The sequence below is a fragment of the Pseudomonas sp. B40(2017) genome (assembly GCF_002112855.1).
In the GTDB taxonomy this organism is placed as follows: Bacteria; Pseudomonadota; Gammaproteobacteria; order Pseudomonadales; family Pseudomonadaceae; genus Aquipseudomonas; species Aquipseudomonas pharyngis.
Window position 1 is genome coordinate 448,586 of record NZ_NEIT01000004.1, and the last position, 18,947, is coordinate 467,532.

An 18,947-nucleotide genomic window follows, 5' to 3' on the forward strand; every position below is an offset into this window, starting at 1 on the left:
TTGTTATTATCCGCGCCATGACGACTACTGCCCCTACGACTCCAGGCGTTCAACTGCTTGAGGTCTCGCCGGAATATGCCGGCCAACGAATCGACAATTTCCTCCTCGCCCGGCTCAAAGGCGTGCCCAAGACCTTGATTTACCGCATTTTGCGCAAAGGCGAAGTGCGCGTGAACAAAGGTCGGATCAAGCCCGAATACAAGCTGCAGGCCGGCGACATTGTGCGCGTGCCGCCGGTGCGCGTGCCTGAGCGTGACGAGCCGGTTCCTTTGGCCCAAGGCCTGTTGCAGCGCCTGGAAGCCTCGATTGTCTACGAAGACAAAGCCCTGATCGTGATCAATAAGCCCGCCGGCATTGCGGTTCACGGTGGCAGCGGCCTGAATTACGGCGTTATCGAAGCCTTTCGTCAGTTGCGCCCCGATGCCAAGGAGCTCGAGCTGGTTCACCGTCTCGATCGCGACACCTCCGGCCTGCTGATGATCGCCAAGAAACGCAGCATGTTGCGTCACTTGCATGCCGCGTTGCGCGGTGACGGTGTCGACAAGCGCTACATGGCACTGGTTCGCGGCAACTGGGCGACCTCGATCAAGCAGGTCCGTGCGGCGCTCGGCAAGAGCAATCTGCGCTCCGGTGAGCGCATGGTCGAGGTCGACGAGGAGGAGGGCAAGGAGTCTGTGACCGTGTTCAAGGTCCTGCGTCGCTTTGGCGATTTTGCCACTTTGATCGAGGCCAAACCGATCACCGGTCGCACGCACCAGATCCGCGTCCACACGTTGCACGCCGGGCACTGCATTGCCGGCGACACCAAATACGGCGATGACGGTTTCAGTAAGGAAATCCGTGATCTGGGCGGCAAGCGCCTGTTCCTGCACGCCTACATGCTGACCGTGCCGCTGCCCGATGGCGGTGAACTCAAGTTGCAGGCACCGGTCGATGAAATGTGGGCCAAGACTGTGGAGCGATTGAGTGCGCCCATCTGACTACAAACTGCTGATTTTTGATTGGGACGGCACGCTGGCCGATTCCATTCATCGGATTGTCGAGGCGATGCACTCGGCGTCCGGGCGTTCAGGTTTCGAATTGCGTGATGATTTTGCCGTCAAAGGCATCATCGGTCTGGGCTTGCCCGAGGCGATCCGCACCTTGTATCCGGAAATCAGCGATACCGAAATGACCTTGTTTCGCGAGTATTACGCCGATCACTACATCGCTGCAGAAGCCGTGCCTTCGCCGTTGTTCGAAGGCGTAGTCGAGTCGATGGCGTCCTTTCGCGAGCAGGGCTATCACCTGGCTGTCGCGACCGGCAAGAATCGTCGCGGGCTGGATCGGGTGCTCAAGGCCAATGGCTGGGAAGATTATTTCGATATCACCCGCGCAGCCGATGAAACTGCAAGCAAGCCGCACCCTCTGATGCTGGAGCAGATCCTTGCGCATTGCGGTGTGCGTGCCGAGCAAGCGCTGATGGTCGGTGATTCGTCCTTCGATCTGCTGATGGCGCGCAATGCGGGGATGGATTCGGTGGCGGTCAGTTATGGCGCGCAATCGATCGAATCACTGCAGCAGTTCGAGCCGCGACTGTCGATCGACCATTTTTCCGAATTGCACGCCTGGCTGGGGCAGCAGGCTTAATACGTTTTTGCTGGGGTGGATGGCATGACCGACGAATGGAAAGCACCGGCCAAGGCAACTGCCGATGACGGTGATGCGAAAAGCTGGAAGCTGCTGGAAAAGACTCTGCTGGCCGGCGTGCAGGAGCAGCGTCGTTCACGGCGCTGGGGCATCTTCTTCAAGTTGCTGACCTTTGTTTATCTGTTTGTTGCGCTGATCCTGTTCACGCCGTTGATGGACATGGAAAAAAGCGCCACCCGCAGCGGCAACTACACCGCGCTGATCGACGTCACCGGCATGATTGCCGACAAGGAGCCGGCCAGCGCCGACAATATCGTCGGCAGCCTGCGCGCGGCGTTCGAGGACAAGAAGGTCAAGGGCGTAATCCTCCGTATCAACAGTCCGGGCGGCAGTCCGGTGCAGTCGGGTTATGTCTATGACGAGATCAAGCGCCTGCGCGGCCTGCATCCCGACACCAAGCTGTACGCGGTGATTTCCGACCTGGGCGCTTCCGGTGCCTATTACATTGCCAGTGCGGCGGATCAGATTTATGCCGACAAGGCCAGTCTGGTCGGTTCCATTGGTGTGACGGCGGCCGGTTACGGGTTTGTCGGCACCATGGAAAAGCTGGGCGTCGAGCGTCGCACTTACACGTCCGGCGAGCACAAGGCGTTCCTCGATCCGTTCCAGCCGCAGAAGCCGGAAGAAACGGCGTTCTGGCAGAGTGTGCTGGATACCACGCACAAGCAGTTCATCAACAGCGTCAAGCAGGGGCGTGGCGATCGCCTGAAGGACAAGGAGCATCCGGAGCTGTTCTCCGGGCTGGTCTGGTCTGGCGAGCAGGCGCTGCCATTGGGGCTGATCGATGGGCTGGGCAATGCCAGTTCGGTGGCGCGTGAGGTGATTGGCGAAAAAGAGCTGGTGGACTTCACCGTTCAGGAATCGCCGTTCGACCGCTTCTCGAAGAAGCTCGGTGCCAGCGTTGCCGAGAAGCTGGCAATGTGGATGGGTTTCAACGGGCCGTCGTTGCGTTGATCGAATGCTGCAAGAAAGACCGGCCTGAGGGCCGGTTTTTTTTGGGTCAGGGAATCTGTACGCCTTCGACCAGCAGCATGTCGATCAGGCGAATCAGCGGCAGGCCGATCAGGCTCGTGGCGTCCGGGCCTTCGGTGGACTGAAACAGGCTCACGCCCAGTCCTTCGGCCTTGAAGCTGCCGGCGCAGTCGTAGGGCTGCTCGGCGCGCAGATAGCGCTCGACGCGGGCCTGGTCCAGTACGCGCATGTGCACGGTGAAAGGCACGCAGTCGACCTGGCAGTGGCCGGTCTGGCTGTTGAGCAGGGCCAGGCCGGTGAGGAAGGTCACGCTGGCGCCGCTGGCGGCCATCAGTTGTTCGCGGGCGTTTTCGAAGGTGTGCGGCTTGCCGATGATGCGCTCGCCGAGTACCGCAACCTGATCGGAGCCGATGATCAGGTGGGCAGGGTGGCTGTCGGTCAAGGCTCGGGCTTTCAGTTCGGCGAGGCGTTTGACCAGTTCGATTGCCGACTCGTCCGGGCGATGGCTTTCATCGATATTCGGTGAGCTGCAGACGAACGGCAGGCGCAGGCGGCTGAGCAATTCTCGACGATAGGTCGAGCTTGAAGCGAGTAATAAAGGCAGCATTCGCATCTCCAGAGGCAGGCGACAGATTCTAGCGGAGCCGCGCAAGTGACGGACAGGGCACAATTTCCTTTGACATGGGTGGGTGCATCCCTATAATGCTGCGCCTATGTTGAATGACCCGATTCCACCTCACGTTGACCCGCGCAAATTGGCTGACCGTGGCACCACCCTTCAAGGTGAACTGCTGCTGGCCGATTTGAAGAGACTCTGCGACCCGCTTTCCGACGATGTCGGTACGGTGCAGGCAAAATTCGTTTTTGAACGAGATGAACGTAAATCTGTGGTGATCCACAGCTTTATCGACACCGAAGTCAAAATGGTTTGCCAGCGTTGTCTTGAGCTGGTCACCCTGCCGATCCACAGCGAATGCAGTTACGCTGTTGTGAAGGAGGGTGCGAATACCCAGTCGTTACCGAAAGGTTATGACGTGCTGGAACTGGGCGAAGATCCATTGGATCTGCAGTCACTGATCGAGGAGGAGCTTCTGCTCGCCTTGCCCATTGTGCCTGCTCATCATCCGGAAGAATGCCAGCAGCCGGCGGGAGCAGATGAGCCCGAACCGAGCGAGGACGAGGTAACGCGGTCCAACCCGTTCAGTGTATTGGCGCAGTTAAAGCGTGACCCAAACGTTTAGGAGTTAATCAATTATGGCTGTTCAGCAGAACAAAAAATCCCGCTCTGCCCGTGACATGCGCCGTTCGCACGACGCTCTCGAGGCTAGCACCCTGTCTGTAGAAAAAACCACTGGTGAAGTTCACCTGCGTCACCACGTATCGCCAGAAGGCGTATACCGTGGCCGTAAAGTGATCGACAAGGGCGCTGACGAGTAATCACTTGTCCGCTCAAGTCATCGCGATTGACGCAATGGGCGGGGACTTCGGTCCCCGCAGCATTGTTCAGGCCAGCCTTGCTTGCCTTTCTGCTACACCCTCGCTGCACCTGACCCTCGTCGGTCAACCTTCCCTTCTTGAAGAACTGATCACCGGCCAATCGGCTGCCGATCGCGCGCGCCTGACGATTGTCCCGGCGTCCGAAGTCATCACCATGGACGAAAAACCTGCCCAGGCCCTGCGTGGCAAGCCGGACTCGTCGATGCGTGTCGCCCTCGAGTTGCTGCGTGATGGCAAGGTCCAGGCCTGTGTCAGTGCCGGCAATACCGGGGCACTGATGGCCCTGTCGCGATTCGTGCTCAAGACCCTGCCGGGGATTGATCGTCCGGCCATGGTTGCCGCCATCCCCACCCAAAAAGGCTATTGCCAGTTGCTTGATCTCGGCGCCAACGTCGATTGCAGTGCCGAGCACTTGTTGCAGTTCGCCGTGATGGGGTCCGTGGCCGCGCAAACCCTTGGCATTGCCCGTCCGCGTGTTGCGCTGCTGAATATCGGCACCGAAGACATCAAGGGCAATCAGCAGGTCAAACTGGCTGCGACGTTGCTGCAGGCTGCACGGGGCATTAACTACATCGGTTTCATCGAAGGTGACGGCTTGTATCGCGGCGAGGCGGATGTGGTGGTTTGCGACGGTTTTGTCGGCAATATACTGCTCAAGTCCAGCGAAGGCCTGGCGACGATGATCGCTGCGCGTATCGAGGCCTTGTTCAAGAAAAACTTCGCTTCCCGTGCTGTTGGCGCTCTGGCGCTGCCATTGATGAAGCGTCTGCAGGCTGATCTGGCGCCAGCGCGACATAACGGCGCAAGCTTCCTCGGCTTGCAGGGCATTGTCGTGAAGAGTCACGGTTCGGCCGGGGTTCAGGGGTTTCAGAGTGCCATTCAGCGAGCGTTGATCGAGATTCAGGAGAATCTTCCCGAGCGCCTGCACGGCCGTCTGGAGGATTTGTTGTCTTAGGCGTTTTCGTCGGACAATGCTTAAATGTGACCGCCCGGTTCAAAGGGCCATCCAACTGTCAGTTTCTTGCGTCCCTCTAGCGGGATGCCATTTTTCCGACGACAAGATCATTAGGGGCTTGTTACATGTCTGCTTCCCTCGCATTCGTCTTTCCAGGACAGGGTTCGCAGTCCCTCGGCATGCTGGCCGAGCTGGGCGCGCAACATCCGCTGATCCTCGAAACCTTCAAAGAAGCATCCGATGCTCTGGGCTACGACCTGTGGGCGCTGACCCAGCAGGGCCCGGAAGAGCTGCTCAATCAAACCGATAAAACCCAGCCGGCCATTCTGACCGCTTCGATCGCCCTGTGGCGTCTGTGGCTGGCTGAAGGTGGCGCGCGTCCGGCCTTCGTTGCCGGTCACAGCCTGGGTGAATACAGCGCGCTGGTCGCTGCTGGCAGCTTGAGCCTGGCCGACGCGGTAAAGCTCGTCGAGCGCCGTGGCCAATTGATGCAGGAAGCCGTACCGGCCGGGCAGGGCGGCATGGCTGCCATCCTCGGTCTGGAAGATGCTGATGTTCTCGCTGCCTGTGCCGAAGCGGCGCAAGGCGAAGTGGTCAGCGCAGTGAACTTCAACTCCCCGGGCCAGGTGGTGATCGCCGGTGCCAAGGCTGCCGTTGAGCGTGCCATCGAAGGCTGCAAGGCCCGTGGCGCCAAGCGTGCCATGCCGCTGCCGGTCAGCGTGCCGTCGCACTGCGAACTGATGCGCCCGGCTGCCGAGCGCTTCGCCGAGTCCATTGCTGCCATCGACTGGCAGGCACCGCAGATCCCTGTGGTGCAGAACGTCAGCGCCCAGGTGCCGGCGGATCTGGAAACCCTCAAGCGTGATCTGCTGGAGCAACTCTACAAGCCGGTTCGCTGGGTTGAATCGGTCCAGACCCTGGCCGCCAAAGGCGCGACCAACCTGGTCGAATGTGGCCCTGGCAAAGTGCTGGCCGGTCTGAATAAACGTTGCGCCGAAGGCGTTTCGACTTCCAACCTCAATACCCCAGACGCTTTCGCTGCTGCTCGCGCAGCGGCTGTCTGAATCAGGAGAAGCTTGCATGAGTCTGCAAGGTAAAGTTGCACTGGTCACCGGCGCAAGCCGTGGCATCGGCCAGGCTATCGCACTGGAACTGGGTCGTCAGGGCGCCATCGTTGTTGGCACCGCGACTTCCGCTTCGGGCGCCGAGCGTATTGCTGCGACCCTGAAGGAAAACGGCATTCAGGGCGCAGGTTTCGAACTGAACGTCACCAGCGACGAATCGGTCACCAAAGTGCTGGCGAGCATCCAGGAGCAGTTCGGTGCGCCGGTGGCGATTCTGGTCAACAATGCCGGCATCACCCGCGACAACCTGATGATGCGCATGAAAGACGACGAGTGGTACGACGTGATCGATACCAACCTGAACAGTCTGTATCGCCTGTCCAAGGGCGTTCTGCGCGGCATGACCAAGGCGCGTTGGGGCCGAATTATCAGTATTGGCTCGGTGGTGGGTGCCATGGGCAACGCTGGCCAAGTAAACTATGCAGCCGCCAAGGCCGGGCTGGAAGGTTTCAGCCGTGCCATGGCGCGTGAAGTCGGTTCGCGTTCGATTACGGTCAACTCGGTAACCCCAGGGTTTATCGACACCGATATGACGCGCGAGCTGCCTGAAGCACAGCGTGAAGCCTTGCAGACGCAGATTCCGCTGGGCCGTCTGGGACAAGCTCAAGAGATCGCGTCCGTGGTCGCTTTTCTTGCATCCGACGGTGCGGCATACGTGACCGGGGCTACAATCCCGGTTAACGGCGGGATGTACATGTAATTCAAATGTGACGGATTGCTTCAAAAAAATGTCATACGAGCTGTCTAAAATCCGTTATAAAGCTGCAATCTATTTATAGGCAGAGGGCCGCAGGGTTTGAGGAGTGAAGCTTTCAGTTGAAAAGCTGAAAAGTCTTTCTATACACTTACCCACTGGCCAGCTGCCTGAATTTGTCCATTAGGAGTGAAAACAAGGTATGAGCACCATCGAAGAGCGCGTCAAGAAAATCGTTGCCGAGCAACTGGGTGTTAAAGAAGAAGAAGTGGTCAACACCGCTTCCTTCGTAGAAGACCTGGGTGCCGACTCCCTTGACACCGTTGAGCTGGTGATGGCTCTGGAAGAGGAATTCGAGACCGAAATCCCTGACGAAGAAGCTGAGAAGATCACTACTGTACAAGCTGCAATCGACTACGTTACTAGCCACCAGGCGTAATAGTTTGTAATCGTTGCTTGCTGTCATGGAAAAACCGCACTGCCATCATGGCGTGCGGTTTTTTCTTTAGGCCTGATGCAAAGTCGTCATTTGAAAAAGGAGAGTGCTGTGTCGCGTAGACGCGTCGTAGTCACCGGTATGGGTATGTTGTCGCCACTGGGCACGGATGTGCCGAGCAGTTGGCAGGGCATTCTGGCTGGCCGCAGTGGCATTGGTCTGATCGAACACACCGACCTTTCTGCCTATTCCACCCGCTTTGGCGGCTCGGTAAAGGGCTTCAATGTCGAGGAATACCTGTCGGTCAAGGAAGCGCGCAAGCTCGACCTGTTCATTCAGTACGGTCTGGCGGCCGGCTTTCAAGCCGTACGCAATGCCGGTCTGGAAGTCACCGATGCCAACCGTGAACGCATTGGCGTGGCCATGGGTTCGGGTATCGGCGGTCTGACCAACATCGAAGAAACCAGCCGCACCCTGCACGAGACTGGCCCGCGCCGGATTTCTCCGTTCTTTGTGCCTGGCTCGATCATCAATATGATTTCCGGTTTCCTGTCCATCCATCTGGGTGCGCAGGGGCCTAACTACGCCATCGCCACAGCGTGTACCACCGGTACGCACTGCATCGGCATGGCGGCACGCAACATCATGTACGACGAAGCCGACGTGATGATTGCCGGCGGTGCCGAGATGGCCGCGTGCGGTCTGGGCATGGGCGGCTTCGGTGCTTCCCGTGCGCTGTCGACCCGCAACGACGAGCCGACCCGCGCCAGCCGTCCGTGGGACAAGGGCCGTGACGGCTTCGTGCTGTCCGACGGCGCCGGTGCCCTGGTGCTCGAAGAGCTCGAACACGCCAAGGCCCGTGGCGCGACCATCTATGCCGAGCTGATTGGTTTCGGCACCAGTGGCGATGCTTTCCACATGACTTCGCCACCCGCCGACGGCGCCGGTGCTGCACGCTGCATCACCAACGCGCTGCGCGATGCGAAGATCAACGTCGATCAAGTGCAATACATCAACGCCCACGGCACTTCGACCCCGGCCGGCGACCTCGCTGAAGCCAACGCGATCAAGTCGGTGTTCGGTGATCACGCCTACAAGCTGGCGGTCAGCTCCACCAAGTCCATGACCGGTCACCTGCTCGGTGCGGCGGGCGCGGTCGAGGCGATCTTCAGCGTGCTGGCGATCAACAGCCAGGTGGCGCCGCCGACCATCAACCTCGATGAGCCGGACGAAGGCTGCGACCTCGATTTCGTGCCGCACACCGCGCGCAACATGGACATCGATGTCGTGCTGTCCAACTCGTTCGGATTTGGCGGCACCAACGGCACGTTGGCGTTCCGTCGGTTCGCCGGCTGATGGACTGCTGGGTCGACGGTCTGCCGGCTGACGCTCTGTCGCTGAAAGATCGCGGCCTGGCTTACGGCGACGGTCTGTTCGAGACCATCGCCGTGCGTGGCGGCCAGCCGTTGCTGCTGGATCGGCATCTGACGCGTCTGGCCGACGGCTGTACACGTCTGGCCATTGCGACGGACGTCGAGCTGATTCGCCATGAGCTGCAATCCTATGCCGCCGCGATGGGCGAGGGCGTGCTCAAGCTCATCCTCACCCGTGGCGACGGATTGCGCGGTTATGCGCCGGATCCTTCGGCGCAGGGCCGACGCATTCTGCAAGGCAATCCTCCCGCCGCTTATCCAGCGGCCCACGCCGAACAGGGCGTTCGCCTGTTTCCTTGCAGCACGCGTTTGTCCAGGCAGCCGTTGCTCGCCGGGCTCAAACACCTCAATCGACTGGAGCAGGTCATTGCCCGCGCCGAATGGCGGGACAGTGAGCACGCCGAAGGTTTGATGCTCGATCAGGCGGGTCGCGTGATCGAGGGAGTCTTCAGCAACCTGTTCCTGGTGCGTGACGGTGTGCTGATCACGGCGGACCTGAAACGTTGCGGCGTGGCCGGCGTGATGCGCGCAGAAATATTGTTTCAGGCCGAGTCCCTGGGCATTCCCGTGCAAATCACCGACATCCCCCTCGAACAGCTGCAATGGGCTGATGAAGTCTTTGTCTGCAACAGCGTGTATGGCGTCTGGCCGGTACGCGCCTGTGCTGCTCTGAGCTGGCCGGTTGGCCCGCTCACCCGTAAACTGCAAACCATTGCCCGCGCGCTACTGGATGCCTGATTCGTGAGACGTAAACTTTTGCTGCTGCTGGAAACCGGACTGGTTCTGGCAGGGCTGCTGTTGGGCGCCAGCGCCTGGAAGATTCATTCGGCACTGGAACAGCCCCTGAACATCACGCAGGAAGAACTGCTGGATGTGCCCAAGGGATCCACCCCGACCCGTACTTTTCTTGGACTCGAAGCCGATGGCGTCATCAAGGACGCGTTCTGGCTGCGGGTCTATTGGCGGTTCAATCTCGCTGGCACGCCGATTCATACGGGCGAGTACCGTATGCAACCGGGCATGACCGTCAACGGCCTGATCGACCTGTGGAAGCGTGGCGATGTGGTTCAGTACAGCCTGACCCTGGTCGAAGGCTGGAATTTCCATCAAGTACGCGCCGCGCTGGCCAAGGATGAAAAGATCGAACAGACCCTCAATGGTCTGAGTGACAGCGAGGTCATGGCCAAAATCGGTCACAAGGGTCTGTTCCCTGAAGGCCGCTTCTTCCCCGACACCTACCGCTTCGTGCGCGGTGTGACCGATACCGAACTGCTGAAAAAGGCTTTTGACCGCCTCGACGAAGTGCTGGCCAAGGAGTGGGAAAAACGCTCCGCCGACGTGCCTTACACCGAGCCTTATCAGGCGCTGATCATGGCATCGCTGGTGGAGAAGGAAACCGGCGTGCCTCAGGAGCGTGGGCAGATTGCCGGCGTCTTCGTGCGGCGTATGGCGCTGGGCATGCAGTTGCAGACCGATCCGACGGTGATCTACGGCCTGGGTGACCGCTACAACGGCAAACTGACCCGTGCCCACCTCAAGGAAGCCACGCCGTACAACACGTACATGATTCCGGGGCTGCCGCCGACGCCGATCGCCATGGTCGGACGTGAAGCCATTCACGCGGCTCTCAACCCGGTGGATGGCACCAGCCTCTACTTCGTTGCCCGTGGCGATGGCAGCCATGTGTTCTCCGATGATCTGGACGCGCACAACAACGCGGTGCGCGAATACCAGCTCAAGCGGCGCGCGGATTACCGCTCCAGCCCGGCGCCTGCGACAGCGCCCGAGACCGCTCCGGCAGCCGAGGAGGCGATACCTGCCGCCTCACCCGATACTGCACCGGAATCGTTGCCGCAGCCGCCTGCTCAAGCGCCTGCATCGACGCAGGAACCGGAAGCGTCCGCTCCCCAAAACACGCAATGACTTTGATTAAGGACTGCCTGTGACTGGCTTGTTTATTACCCTGGAAGGCCCGGAAGGCGCCGGCAAAAGCACCAACCGCGAATACCTCGCCGAGCGCCTGCGCGCCGCCGGTATCGAAGTGGTGCTGACCCGCGAGCCCGGCGGTACGCCGCTGGCCGAGCGCATTCGTGAGGTGTTGCTGGCCCCGGTCGACGAAGTGATGAACCCGGACACCGAGCTGCTGCTGGTGTTCGCCGCCCGTGCCCAGCATCTGGCTGAAGTCATTCGACCGGCACTGGCCCGTGGTGCGGTGGTGCTGTGTGATCGTTTCACCGATTCGACTTACGCCTATCAGGGTGGCGGCCGCGGCTTGTCGCTGGAGCGCATCGCGGCGCTGGAGACTTTCGTGCAGGGCGATCTGCGTCCCGACCTGACGCTGATATTCGATCTGCCGGTGGAAATCGGCCTGGCCCGCGCCAGCGCCCGAGGTCGTCTGGATCGTTTCGAGCTGGAAGGCCGTGAGTTTTTCGAGGCCGTGCGTAGTGCGTTCCTCAAGCGCGCCGAAGCTGATCCGGCGCGTTATGTGCGGATCGATGCCGGTCAGCCGTTGGCCAAGGTTCAACAATCGCTGGATACCCTGATTCCGAACTTGCTGGAGCTGAGCCGTGGCTGAGGCCTATCCGTGGCAGGACAGCCTCTGGCAGCAACTGGCCGGTCGCACTCAGCACGCTCACGCGTATCTGCTGCACGGGCCGGCCGGGATCGGCAAACGCGCGCTGGCCGAACGACTGATGGCCAGTCTGCTGTGCCAGCGTCCGACGCCTGAAGCCTGCGGCGAGTGCAAATCCTGCCTGCTGCTCAAGGCCGGCAGCCACCCGGACAATTACATCCTCGAACCGGAGGAAGCGGACAAGGCGATCAAGGTCGATCAGGTGCGCGATCTGGTCAGTTTCGTGGTGCAGACCGCGCAACTGGGCGGGCGCAAGGTGGTGCTGATCGAGCCGGTGGAGTCGATGAACATCAACGCCGCCAACGCCTTGCTCAAGAGCCTTGAAGAGCCGTCCGGCGATACCGTGCTGTTGCTGGTCAGCCACCAGCCGAGCCGGTTGTTGCCGACCATCAAGAGCCGCTGCGTGCAGCAGGCCTGCCCGCTGCCGAGCGAATCCATGAGTCTGCAGTGGCTGGCTCAGGCACTGCCGGAATGTTCCGAAGACGAACGGGTCGAACTGTTGACCCTGGCCGCCGGTTCGCCGTTGGCAGCCGTTATATTGCAGGGGCAGGGCGTACGTGAACAGCGCGCGCAGGTGGTGGAAGGCGTGAAGAAGCTGCTCAAGCAGCAGCAATCGCCGACGCAACTGGCCGAGGAGTGGAAAAACATTCCGATGCTGCGTCTGTTCGACTGGTTCTGCGACTGGTCGAGCCTGATCTTGCGCTATCAATTGACCCAGGACGAAGCGGGCCTCGGCCTGACCGACATGCGCAAGGTCGTGCAATATCTGGCGCAGAAAAGTGCCCAGGCTAAAGTGCTCGATATCCAGGACTGGATTCTCGCCCAGCGCCAGAAAGTCCTGAGCAAGGCCAACCTCAACGCGGCGTTGCTGCTGGAAGCGTTGCTGGTGCAATGGGCGAGCTTGCCTGGCCAAAGATAAGAATGTGTACCTAGACTCTGAACATCAGCAGTGGAGGTCAACATGAATGAACCCGTCAGTCCGGGGCCGCGCAACGGCATCTTGTCCCTGACCATCAAGGACAAGTCGGTCCTCTACGCCGCCTACATGCCGTTCATCAAGAACGGCGGCCTGTTCATCCCGACCAACAAGAACTACAAGTTGGGCGACGAGGTGTTCATGCTGCTGAACCTGATGGACGAGGCGGAGAAGATTCCGGTGGCCGGCAAAGTCGCCTGGATCACCCCCAAAGGCGCGCAGGGCAACCGCGCGGCCGGCGTCGGCGTGCAATTCAACGATGGCGACAATACCGCGCGCAGTCGCATCGAAACTCATCTGGCCGGAGCCCTGAAATCCGACCGTCCCACTCATACGATGTAAGTTGCAGTCCTTTTTATGCTCGTAGATTCCCATTGTCACCTTGATCGCCTCGACCTCGCCGCTCACGACGGTTCCCTGGATGCCGCACTGGATGCGGCCCGCGAACGCGGCGTCGGGCATTTCCTGTGCATCGGCGTCAGCGCCGACAACGCGGCCGACGTTAAAGCCCTCGCCGAGCGTTACGACGATGTCGATTGTTCGGTCGGCGTGCATCCGCTGGATGTGCAGCCGGGCGCGGCGCCGGCGCTGGATTGGCTGTTGCACGAGCTCAATCACCCGAAAGTGGTGGCGATCGGTGAAACCGGTCTGGACTACCACTACGAGCCGGAAGCCGCCGAGCTTCAGCAGGAGTCGTTCCGTCTGCACCTGCAAGCCGCGCAGCAGACCGGCAAGCCGGTGATCATCCACACCCGCGGCGCCCGCGCCGACACGCTCGAGTTGTTGCGCGAAGCCGCGTTGCCCCAGGCCGGCGTGTTGCATTGCTTCACCGAAGACTGGGACATGGCCAAGGCGGCGCTGGACATGGGTTATTACATTTCCCTGTCGGGCATCGTCACCTTCCGCAATGCCGATGCGCTGCGTGATGTCGCGAGCAAAGTCCCGGCGGATCGCCTGCTGGTGGAAACCGATTCGCCGTACCTGGCGCCGATCCCGTATCGCGGCAAGCCGAACCTGCCGCAATACGTGCGGGAAGTGGCAGAGTTTCTGGCGATGCTGCGCGGTGAGAATTACGAGCGTTTTGCCGAGCAGACCACCGAGAACTTCAAGCGACTGTTTCCGCTGGCGAATGTAAAAGCCTGAATCGCAGGCAAAAAAAACCCGGGTTCTGGGGGGTGAATCCGGGTTAAGACCATTAGGAGTAAAACAAAGGCACGCGGTCCCTTGGTACCTTTACCGGCACGACACTTGGGGGAGATGTCGCCCGACAGTTCAAGTATTGATCAGTCTGGCGCCGAGTCCAGTTGGCTGGCCGGGGTTTTTAAACAAATTTGGAATACGTTCGCTTCGGTTATGTTCTCATTCCCCTCGAAACGTTCGTGAAATGAACAAGAAACACAGATATGGTCGGATGATCCGTGCATTTTTGCGCAAGTTAGGCATAATACGCGGCTTCGAATTTTGACCCCTACAGACCTTTTCTTATGCACAAAGAACCTCGTAAGGTCCGTGAGTTTCGTCGCCGCGAGCAAGAAATTCTCGATACCGCGCTCAAGCTGTTCCTCGAACAAGGTGAAGACAGTGTCACCGTCGAGATGATTGCTGATGCCGTGGGTATCGGCAAAGGCACGATCTACAAGCACTTCAAGTCCAAGGCCGAGATCTACCTGCGCCTGATGCTCGATTACGAGCGCGACTTGAACGAGCTGTTGCACTCGGCCGATGTCGACAAGGACAAGGAAGCGCTGTCCCGTGCCTACTTTGAATTCCGCATGCGCGACCCGCAGCGCTATCGCCTGTTCGATCGCCTGGAAGAGAAGGTGGTCAAGGGCAATCAGGTCCCTGAGATGGTCGAGGAGCTGCACAAGATCCGTGCCTCGAACTTCGAACGCCTGACGCTGCTCATCAAGGGCCGCATCAGCGAAGGCAAGCTCGAAGACGTGCCGCCATACTTCCATTACTGCGCATCCTGGGCGCTGGTGCACGGCGCGGTGGCGCTGTATCACTCGCCGTTCTGGAGCAATGTGCTGGAAGATCAGGAAGGTTTCTTCCAGTTCCTGATGGATATCGGCGTGCGTATGGGCAACAAGCGCAAGCGCGACCCTGAAACACCGAGCAGCTGAATCATTCAGTTGCCTTATGCGCCGTGTTTTTAGCTACATGGCGCAGTACCGCAGGAATATACTCAGGCATAGGGCTTGCTAAAACTTGAATTGTGAGTCAAGTTTTAGCCGCTCGATTTTCCATCGCCGGAGTGCTTCATGATCGTTGACCGTCAAGGTAGGCGTTTTCGCAATTTGCGGATCAGTCTGACTTCAGCCTGCAATTACGCCTGTACCTACTGCGTGCCCAACGGCAAGCGGTTGGTGGCTGCGCAGGATGAACTGTCGGCCGAGGCCATGGCGCGTGGCGTAGCCTATCTGATCGAAGCCGCGGGCATCGAGCGCCTGCGCATCACCGGCGGCGAGCCGCTGGTCAGCCCCAAGCTCGAATCTTTCATGAGCGCCGTCGGCAGGATGGGCCTGGAAGACATCAGCCTGACCACCAACGGCCAGCTCCTGGCGAAAAAACTCCCGTTGCTGGTTGATGCCGGCCTGCGACGCCTCAACGTTTCCCTCGATACTCTGGACGCCGGCGCGTTCCGCAGCATCGCCCGTGGCGGCGATCTGGCCACCGTGCTGGATGGCATGGATCAGGCCGCAGCGGCGGGGATGAAGATCAAGGTCAACATGGTGCCGTTGCGCGGGCAGAACCTCGACCAAGTGATGCCGTTGCTCGATTACTGCCTTGAACGCGGCTTTGAACTGCGCTTCATCGAGCTGATGCGCATGGGCCACCTGGCCACTGATTCCAACGCCTTCCTGCAGCAGTTCGTCAGCCTGCAACAGCTGCTGAGCCTGATCGGCGAACATTACGAGTACGCGCAAACCGACGCGCCGGTGGATGCCACGGCGGTTCGCTATGCGATTCCCGGTTTGGGTAATTTCGGCGTGATCGCCAACGAAAGCGTGCCGTTCTGCCGAACCTGTTCGCGCCTGCGCCTGTCGTCCACCGGATGGCTGCATGGCTGCCTGTCGTCGAGCAACCGCCACTACGTCGGTGACCTGCTCGACAAGCCGCGTCACGAGGCGCTGCCGGCGTTGCAGCGACTGCTGGTCAAGGCGCTGGGTGACAAGCAGGAAGTCGCGTTCTCCGGCGGCGCCACCGTCATGAAGATCATCGGCGGCTGAAAATCCTCATCGCGAGCAGGCTCGTTCCCACAGGTAAATGCTATTTCCTGTGGGAGCGAGCCTGCTCTCGATTACGATCGAAAAAACGACGAAGATCTGGAGGTGGCGCAAAAGCTGCATCCTACGGCCATTCGCCGGTTTTCCGTCACCGGCTTCTGGAGGATTAGGATGCGTAGCCTGGTTTTGCTGCTGGCCGTTTTGGCGCTGGGCGGCTGTATGACTGTCAGTGACATGGCTGAAGGGACTCGCTACCAGATGAGCGACGCGGGTCTGCTGGACCACAGCGACAGCCGTCGCGTGAACAATTTCCGCATTCAGCCGGATTCGTTTATCTACATCGCGCAAGGCTCATTCGCGCCGCCGGGTGGTTCTTACCCGCGCCCCAACGTAGTGGCCGAAGAGGCCTTCAAAGGCTTCGTCGAATACTTCCCGATGGTCCGCCGCGCCCGTGCGCCGGAAGGCCTCGACCAGGCGATGGGCGAAGCCCGCGACGCCGGTGCCCACTACTTGCTGTACACCCGTTTCGCCAAGGCCGACGACCGCATCGGCAACTCCGATGAATGGCTGGATGAGGAAGCCGTGGATCGCCTCGGTATCGACGGCGGCGTGATTCAGATCATGTTGATCGAGACCAGCACCCAGTATTTGATTGATACTGCGCGGATCAAGAGTCGTGGCGGTTTACTGACGTTCCACGACAACAAGCCCGAAGACCTGATCGGCCCGCCGCTGGCGCAGTACGCGCGCAGCCTGCTTGGCGTCGGGGACCAGTAATTCAAGGAGTACGCCATGAGTGGCCCGCAAAAAGCCAATGACCTGCTGGGACAAATCCCCAAAACCAAAGGCTTGCCGCCGGTGCACTTGTGGAACCCGGATTTCTGCGGCGATATCGACATGCGCATCGCCCGTGACGGCACCTGGTATTACCTGGGTACGCCGATCGGGCGAAAGCCGATGGTCAAACTGTTCTCCACCATCATCCGCCGCGATGGCGATGACTATTTCCTGATCACTCCGGTCGAGAAGGTCGGGATCAAGGTCGATGACGCGCCATTCGTGGCGATTGCCGTCGAGGTGGAAGGCGAGGGTGAGGCGCAACTGCTGCGCTTTACCACCAACGTCGATGAAACAACGGAAGCCGGCCCGGAGCATCCGATCCGGGTCGAGATCGATCCAGCGACGCAAGAACCTGCGCCTTACGTGCATGTCCGCACCAATCTCGAAGCGCTGATCCACCGCAACGTGTTCTACCAGTTGGTGGAGCTGGCAGTGAGCCGTGAAATCGATGGCCAGCGCTGGCTCGGCGTCTGGAGCGGTGGCGAGTTCTTCCGCATCGGCCTCGAACCTTAAAAAACCGCAGTCTGTGAAAGCAGGCTGCGGTTTTTTGTCGTTGACTCTCAATCGTATGATGATTAGCGTAGGCACCCACAGCGAACGGCTTCGGGGTGTCCATGTCGAGCAGTTTTCACGCATCAACGGTTGACTGGCTGGGCGCCTGGATTGCTGCCGGCCAGGTGAAGCCGGGGCAGGCGATCAAGGTCGAGGCCGATCTGGGCGAGCAGCTCGGCGTCAGCCGCACCGTGATCCGCGAAGCCATCAAGACCCTCGTCGCCAAAGGCATGCTTGAAGTCGGGCCGAAAGTCGGCACGCGGGTGCTGCCGATCAAGCGCTGGAACCTGTTCGATCCGCAAGTGGTGGGCTGGCTGTCACGCAGCGGCTTGCCGGAAAATTTCGTCGATGACCTGCTCGACCTGCGCCGTACCATCGAACCGATGGCGGTGCGCTGGGCCTGCGAGCGGGCGACCGTCGAACAGGTGCAAGCCGTGCAGCAGGCTTACAACGCGCTGGAACGGGCGGTCGACAGCGGCATCGATTACAACCGCGCCGACCAGTTCTTCCACGAATGCATTCTCGCCGCCAGCCACAATCAATTCATCGAACAAATGGTGCCGGCCCTCGGTGCACTGCTTGCCGTGTCTTTCGAAGTCTCGGCGGCCGACCCTGACGAATTGCGCCGCACACTGCCCATCCACAAGGACATGGCCGACGCCATTGCCGCCCGGGATGCCGCGCGCGGGGTGTGGGCCTGCATGACCCTGATCGACAATGCCGACCTGGCCATCAAGCGGTTTTACCCGCAGGTGATGGCCGACAAAAAAGCCAGCTGACAAAAGCAACAAGACAGGAGGTTGCATGACGTGGACTGCGGTGACAGAACATCGGGCGCAACTGGGCGAAGGCCCGTTCTGGGACGCACCAACCCAGGCGCTGTACTGGGTGGACATCGCCGGCAGGCAGGCGCTGCGGCTGATCGGGCAGAACGTGCAGATCTGGCAGATGCCGGAGCACGTCTCGGCGTTCATTCCCTGCGCCAGCGGCGACGCGCTGGTGACCCTGAGCAGCGGCGTCTATCGGCTCGATCTGGATTCCCCCGGACTTGAGCCGCGACTGACGCTGTTCTGCGTCGCCGACCCGCAACCGGGCAACCGCGCCAACGAGGCACGTTGCGACGGCCAGGGCCGCTTGTGGCTCGGCACCATGCAAAACAACATTGGCGAGCAGGGCGAGGTTCTGCCGATCACCCGTCGTTCCGGCGGGCTGTTCCGCGTTGATCCGGATAAAAGGGTCACGCCATTGCTGCGCGGTCTGGGCATTCCCAACACGCTGCTGTGGAGCGACGACGGCACCACGCTGCTGTTCGGCGACAGCCTCGAAAGCACCTTGTATCGCTATTTTATTCACACCGACGGCAACCTCGACACCGCCCAGCCCTGGTACAGCGCCGATCAGCACGGCGGCCCGGACGGTTCGGCGATGGACGCCGAAGGCTACGTGTGGAACGCCCGCTGGGACGGCAGCTGCCTGCTGCGCCTGACCCCGGATGGCCAGATCGATCGCAAGATCGACCTGCCGATCAGTCGCCCCACCAGTTGCGTGTTCGGCGGCGCAGACTTGAAAACCCTGTACATCACCAGCGCCAAAAGTCCGCTGAATCATCCGCTGGACGGAGCCGTACTGTCGCTGCAAGTGGATGTCGCCGGAAAGCTCTGCACGCGATTTGCCAGTTAAATCCCAAAATATGGGATGCAAAATTATATATTGAGATTATTTGGCGGTCGGGTTTATAGTCGGTCCCAGCAGTAACACGCACTCACACTTAAAAAGAACAAAACAGGTGAAGTGATGCAGCGAATTTCCATCGCACTCCATAGCGGAGTCAGCGCTTCGGGCCGTCTCGGTGCCGCGGCGTGCGCTCGCCTGTCTTGTTCCACAAGCCTTCCAGACCGGACATCGTCAGATGCCCGGTTT

23 protein-coding genes are annotated in these 18,947 nt (G+C 60.2%); 22 read left to right on the forward strand and 1 reads right to left on the reverse strand.

What is annotated here, in order from left to right; genetic code table 11:
• The first annotated feature begins 17 nt into the window (after positions 1-17).
• The 3 genes from rluC to sppA are packed head-to-tail and all read left to right on the forward strand — an operon-like array spanning position 18 to position 2,643.
• Positions 18-980, forward strand: a complete 963-nt coding sequence (gene rluC / locus CAF76_RS12815; protein WP_039770677.1) for a 23S rRNA pseudouridine(955/2504/2580) synthase RluC — start codon at positions 18-20, stop codon at positions 978-980.
• Positions 967-1,629 carry an HAD-IA family hydrolase gene (locus tag CAF76_RS12820; protein ID WP_039770675.1) on the forward strand — a complete coding sequence of 221 codons (663 nt, stop codon included), beginning with the start codon at positions 967-969 and terminating at the stop codon, positions 1,627-1,629. The genes rluC and CAF76_RS12820 overlap by 14 nt, the downstream gene beginning before the upstream one ends.
• 24 nt (positions 1,630-1,653) lie before the next feature.
• Positions 1,654-2,643, forward strand: a complete 990-nt coding sequence (gene sppA / locus CAF76_RS12825; protein WP_085612123.1) for a signal peptide peptidase SppA — start codon at positions 1,654-1,656, stop codon at positions 2,641-2,643.
• Positions 2,644-2,689: 46 nt separating this feature from the next.
• On the opposite strand, the gene CAF76_RS12830 is transcribed toward sppA, so the two are convergent.
• Entirely contained in the window at positions 2,690-3,268 is a 579-nt protein-coding gene (locus tag CAF76_RS12830) for a nucleoside triphosphate pyrophosphatase (RefSeq protein ID WP_085647444.1), read from the reverse strand.
• Positions 3,269-3,374: 106 nt separating this feature from the next.
• On the opposite strand from CAF76_RS12830, the gene CAF76_RS12835 reads away from it, so the two are divergent.
• The 19 genes from CAF76_RS12835 to CAF76_RS12925 all read left to right on the forward strand — a co-directional run bounded on the left by CAF76_RS12835 (position 3,375) and on the right by CAF76_RS12925 (position 18,707).
• Positions 3,375-3,902, forward strand: a complete 528-nt coding sequence (locus CAF76_RS12835; RefSeq protein WP_003204262.1) for a YceD family protein — start codon at positions 3,375-3,377, stop codon at positions 3,900-3,902.
• A gap of 13 nt (positions 3,903-3,915) precedes the next feature.
• The gene (gene rpmF / locus CAF76_RS12840; protein ID WP_003179396.1) at positions 3,916-4,098 is read left to right on the forward strand and encodes a 50S ribosomal protein L32; all 183 of its coding nucleotides are present in this window, start codon (positions 3,916-3,918) and stop codon (positions 4,096-4,098) included.
• A 4-nt stretch (positions 4,099-4,102) separates the two neighbouring features.
• Positions 4,103-5,113 (forward strand): phosphate acyltransferase PlsX, encoded by a 1,011-nt coding sequence (gene plsX, locus CAF76_RS12845; RefSeq protein WP_085612125.1) that lies wholly within the window; start codon positions 4,103-4,105, stop codon positions 5,111-5,113.
• A 125-nt stretch (positions 5,114-5,238) separates the two neighbouring features.
• A complete protein-coding gene (fabD, locus tag CAF76_RS12850) occupies positions 5,239-6,177 on the forward strand; it encodes an ACP S-malonyltransferase (protein WP_007950787.1) in 939 nt (312 codons plus the stop codon).
• 16 nt (positions 6,178-6,193) lie between these two features.
• Entirely contained in the window at positions 6,194-6,937 is a 744-nt protein-coding gene (gene fabG, locus CAF76_RS12855; protein ID WP_007950790.1) for a 3-oxoacyl-ACP reductase FabG, read from the forward strand.
• A 196-nt stretch (positions 6,938-7,133) separates the two neighbouring features.
• Positions 7,134-7,370, forward strand: a complete 237-nt coding sequence (gene acpP / locus CAF76_RS12860) for an acyl carrier protein (RefSeq protein ID WP_003175607.1) — start codon at positions 7,134-7,136, stop codon at positions 7,368-7,370.
• A 108-nt stretch (positions 7,371-7,478) separates the two neighbouring features.
• Positions 7,479-8,723: a beta-ketoacyl-ACP synthase II gene (fabF, locus tag CAF76_RS12865; RefSeq protein WP_007908259.1), complete on the forward strand. Its 1,245-nt coding sequence runs from the start codon at positions 7,479-7,481 to the stop codon at positions 8,721-8,723.
• Complete coding sequence (gene pabC / locus CAF76_RS12870) at positions 8,723-9,538, forward strand: aminodeoxychorismate lyase (RefSeq protein WP_064598548.1); 816 nt, start codon at positions 8,723-8,725, stop codon at positions 9,536-9,538. Before fabF ends, pabC begins: the two co-directional genes overlap by 1 nt.
• 3 nt (positions 9,539-9,541) lie before the next feature.
• Positions 9,542-10,723 (forward strand): endolytic transglycosylase MltG, encoded by a 1,182-nt coding sequence (gene mltG, locus CAF76_RS12875; protein ID WP_085647446.1) that lies wholly within the window; start codon positions 9,542-9,544, stop codon positions 10,721-10,723.
• Positions 10,724-10,742: 19 nt separating this feature from the next.
• The gene (gene tmk, locus CAF76_RS12880) at positions 10,743-11,375 is read left to right on the forward strand and encodes a dTMP kinase (RefSeq protein WP_007950797.1); all 633 of its coding nucleotides are present in this window, start codon (positions 10,743-10,745) and stop codon (positions 11,373-11,375) included.
• Complete coding sequence (locus CAF76_RS12885; protein WP_085647448.1) at positions 11,368-12,351, forward strand: DNA polymerase III subunit delta'; 984 nt, start codon at positions 11,368-11,370, stop codon at positions 12,349-12,351. The genes tmk and CAF76_RS12885 overlap by 8 nt, the downstream gene beginning before the upstream one ends.
• A 42-nt stretch (positions 12,352-12,393) precedes the next feature.
• A complete protein-coding gene (locus CAF76_RS12890; protein WP_039770657.1) occupies positions 12,394-12,750 on the forward strand; it encodes a PilZ domain-containing protein in 357 nt (118 codons plus the stop codon).
• A 15-nt stretch (positions 12,751-12,765) separates the two neighbouring features.
• The gene (locus tag CAF76_RS12895) at positions 12,766-13,551 is read left to right on the forward strand and encodes a TatD family hydrolase (protein ID WP_085647450.1); all 786 of its coding nucleotides are present in this window, start codon (positions 12,766-12,768) and stop codon (positions 13,549-13,551) included.
• Positions 13,552-13,892: 341 nt separating this feature from the next.
• The gene (locus tag CAF76_RS12900) at positions 13,893-14,531 is read left to right on the forward strand and encodes a TetR/AcrR family transcriptional regulator (protein ID WP_007950805.1); all 639 of its coding nucleotides are present in this window, start codon (positions 13,893-13,895) and stop codon (positions 14,529-14,531) included.
• A 138-nt stretch (positions 14,532-14,669) separates the two neighbouring features.
• Complete coding sequence (locus tag CAF76_RS12905; RefSeq protein WP_064383475.1) at positions 14,670-15,638, forward strand: GTP 3',8-cyclase MoaA; 969 nt, start codon at positions 14,670-14,672, stop codon at positions 15,636-15,638.
• A gap of 168 nt (positions 15,639-15,806) precedes the next feature.
• The gene (locus CAF76_RS12910) at positions 15,807-16,412 is read left to right on the forward strand and encodes a DUF4823 domain-containing protein (RefSeq protein ID WP_064598539.1); all 606 of its coding nucleotides are present in this window, start codon (positions 15,807-15,809) and stop codon (positions 16,410-16,412) included.
• 15 nt (positions 16,413-16,427) lie between these two features.
• Positions 16,428-16,988, forward strand: coding sequence for a DUF1285 domain-containing protein (locus CAF76_RS12915; protein ID WP_085647452.1), 561 nt, complete (start codon positions 16,428-16,430; stop codon positions 16,986-16,988).
• 101 nt (positions 16,989-17,089) lie between these two features.
• The gene (locus tag CAF76_RS12920; RefSeq protein WP_007950814.1) at positions 17,090-17,806 is read left to right on the forward strand and encodes a FadR/GntR family transcriptional regulator; all 717 of its coding nucleotides are present in this window, start codon (positions 17,090-17,092) and stop codon (positions 17,804-17,806) included.
• A gap of 25 nt (positions 17,807-17,831) precedes the next feature.
• Positions 17,832-18,707: an SMP-30/gluconolactonase/LRE family protein gene (locus tag CAF76_RS12925; protein ID WP_085647454.1), complete on the forward strand. Its 876-nt coding sequence runs from the start codon at positions 17,832-17,834 to the stop codon at positions 18,705-18,707.
• Positions 18,708-18,947 lie beyond the last annotated feature (240 nt).

What these genes read in the sequence shown, in the direction of transcription:
- CAF76_RS12835 (WP_003204262.1), top strand. Translation starts at nt 3,375, where the DNA reads ATGTTGAATGACCCGATTCCACCTCACGTTGACCCGCGCAAATTGGCT.
- fabD (WP_007950787.1), top strand. Translation starts at nt 5,239, where the DNA reads ATGTCTGCTTCCCTCGCATTCGTCTTTCCAGGACAGGGTTCGCAGTCC.
- pabC (WP_064598548.1), top strand. Translation starts at nt 8,723, where the DNA reads ATGGACTGCTGGGTCGACGGTCTGCCGGCTGACGCTCTGTCGCTGAAA.
- rpmF (WP_003179396.1), top strand. Translation starts at nt 3,916, where the DNA reads ATGGCTGTTCAGCAGAACAAAAAATCCCGCTCTGCCCGTGACATGCGC.
- acpP (WP_003175607.1), top strand. Translation starts at nt 7,134, where the DNA reads ATGAGCACCATCGAAGAGCGCGTCAAGAAAATCGTTGCCGAGCAACTG.
- CAF76_RS12890 (WP_039770657.1), top strand. Translation starts at nt 12,394, where the DNA reads ATGAATGAACCCGTCAGTCCGGGGCCGCGCAACGGCATCTTGTCCCTG.
- sppA (WP_085612123.1), top strand. Translation starts at nt 1,654, where the DNA reads ATGACCGACGAATGGAAAGCACCGGCCAAGGCAACTGCCGATGACGGT.
- CAF76_RS12830 (WP_085647444.1), bottom strand. Translation starts at nt 3,268, where the DNA reads ATGCTGCCTTTATTACTCGCTTCAAGCTCGACCTATCGTCGAGAATTG.
- fabG (WP_007950790.1), top strand. Translation starts at nt 6,194, where the DNA reads ATGAGTCTGCAAGGTAAAGTTGCACTGGTCACCGGCGCAAGCCGTGGC.
- CAF76_RS12900 (WP_007950805.1), top strand. Translation starts at nt 13,893, where the DNA reads ATGCACAAAGAACCTCGTAAGGTCCGTGAGTTTCGTCGCCGCGAGCAA.
- CAF76_RS12910 (WP_064598539.1), top strand. Translation starts at nt 15,807, where the DNA reads ATGCGTAGCCTGGTTTTGCTGCTGGCCGTTTTGGCGCTGGGCGGCTGT.
- CAF76_RS12920 (WP_007950814.1), top strand. Translation starts at nt 17,090, where the DNA reads ATGTCGAGCAGTTTTCACGCATCAACGGTTGACTGGCTGGGCGCCTGG.
- CAF76_RS12925 (WP_085647454.1), top strand. Translation starts at nt 17,832, where the DNA reads ATGACGTGGACTGCGGTGACAGAACATCGGGCGCAACTGGGCGAAGGC.
- CAF76_RS12895 (WP_085647450.1), top strand. Translation starts at nt 12,766, where the DNA reads ATGCTCGTAGATTCCCATTGTCACCTTGATCGCCTCGACCTCGCCGCT.
- CAF76_RS12915 (WP_085647452.1), top strand. Translation starts at nt 16,428, where the DNA reads ATGAGTGGCCCGCAAAAAGCCAATGACCTGCTGGGACAAATCCCCAAA.
- rluC (WP_039770677.1), top strand. Translation starts at nt 18, where the DNA reads ATGACGACTACTGCCCCTACGACTCCAGGCGTTCAACTGCTTGAGGTC.
- CAF76_RS12905 (WP_064383475.1), top strand. Translation starts at nt 14,670, where the DNA reads ATGATCGTTGACCGTCAAGGTAGGCGTTTTCGCAATTTGCGGATCAGT.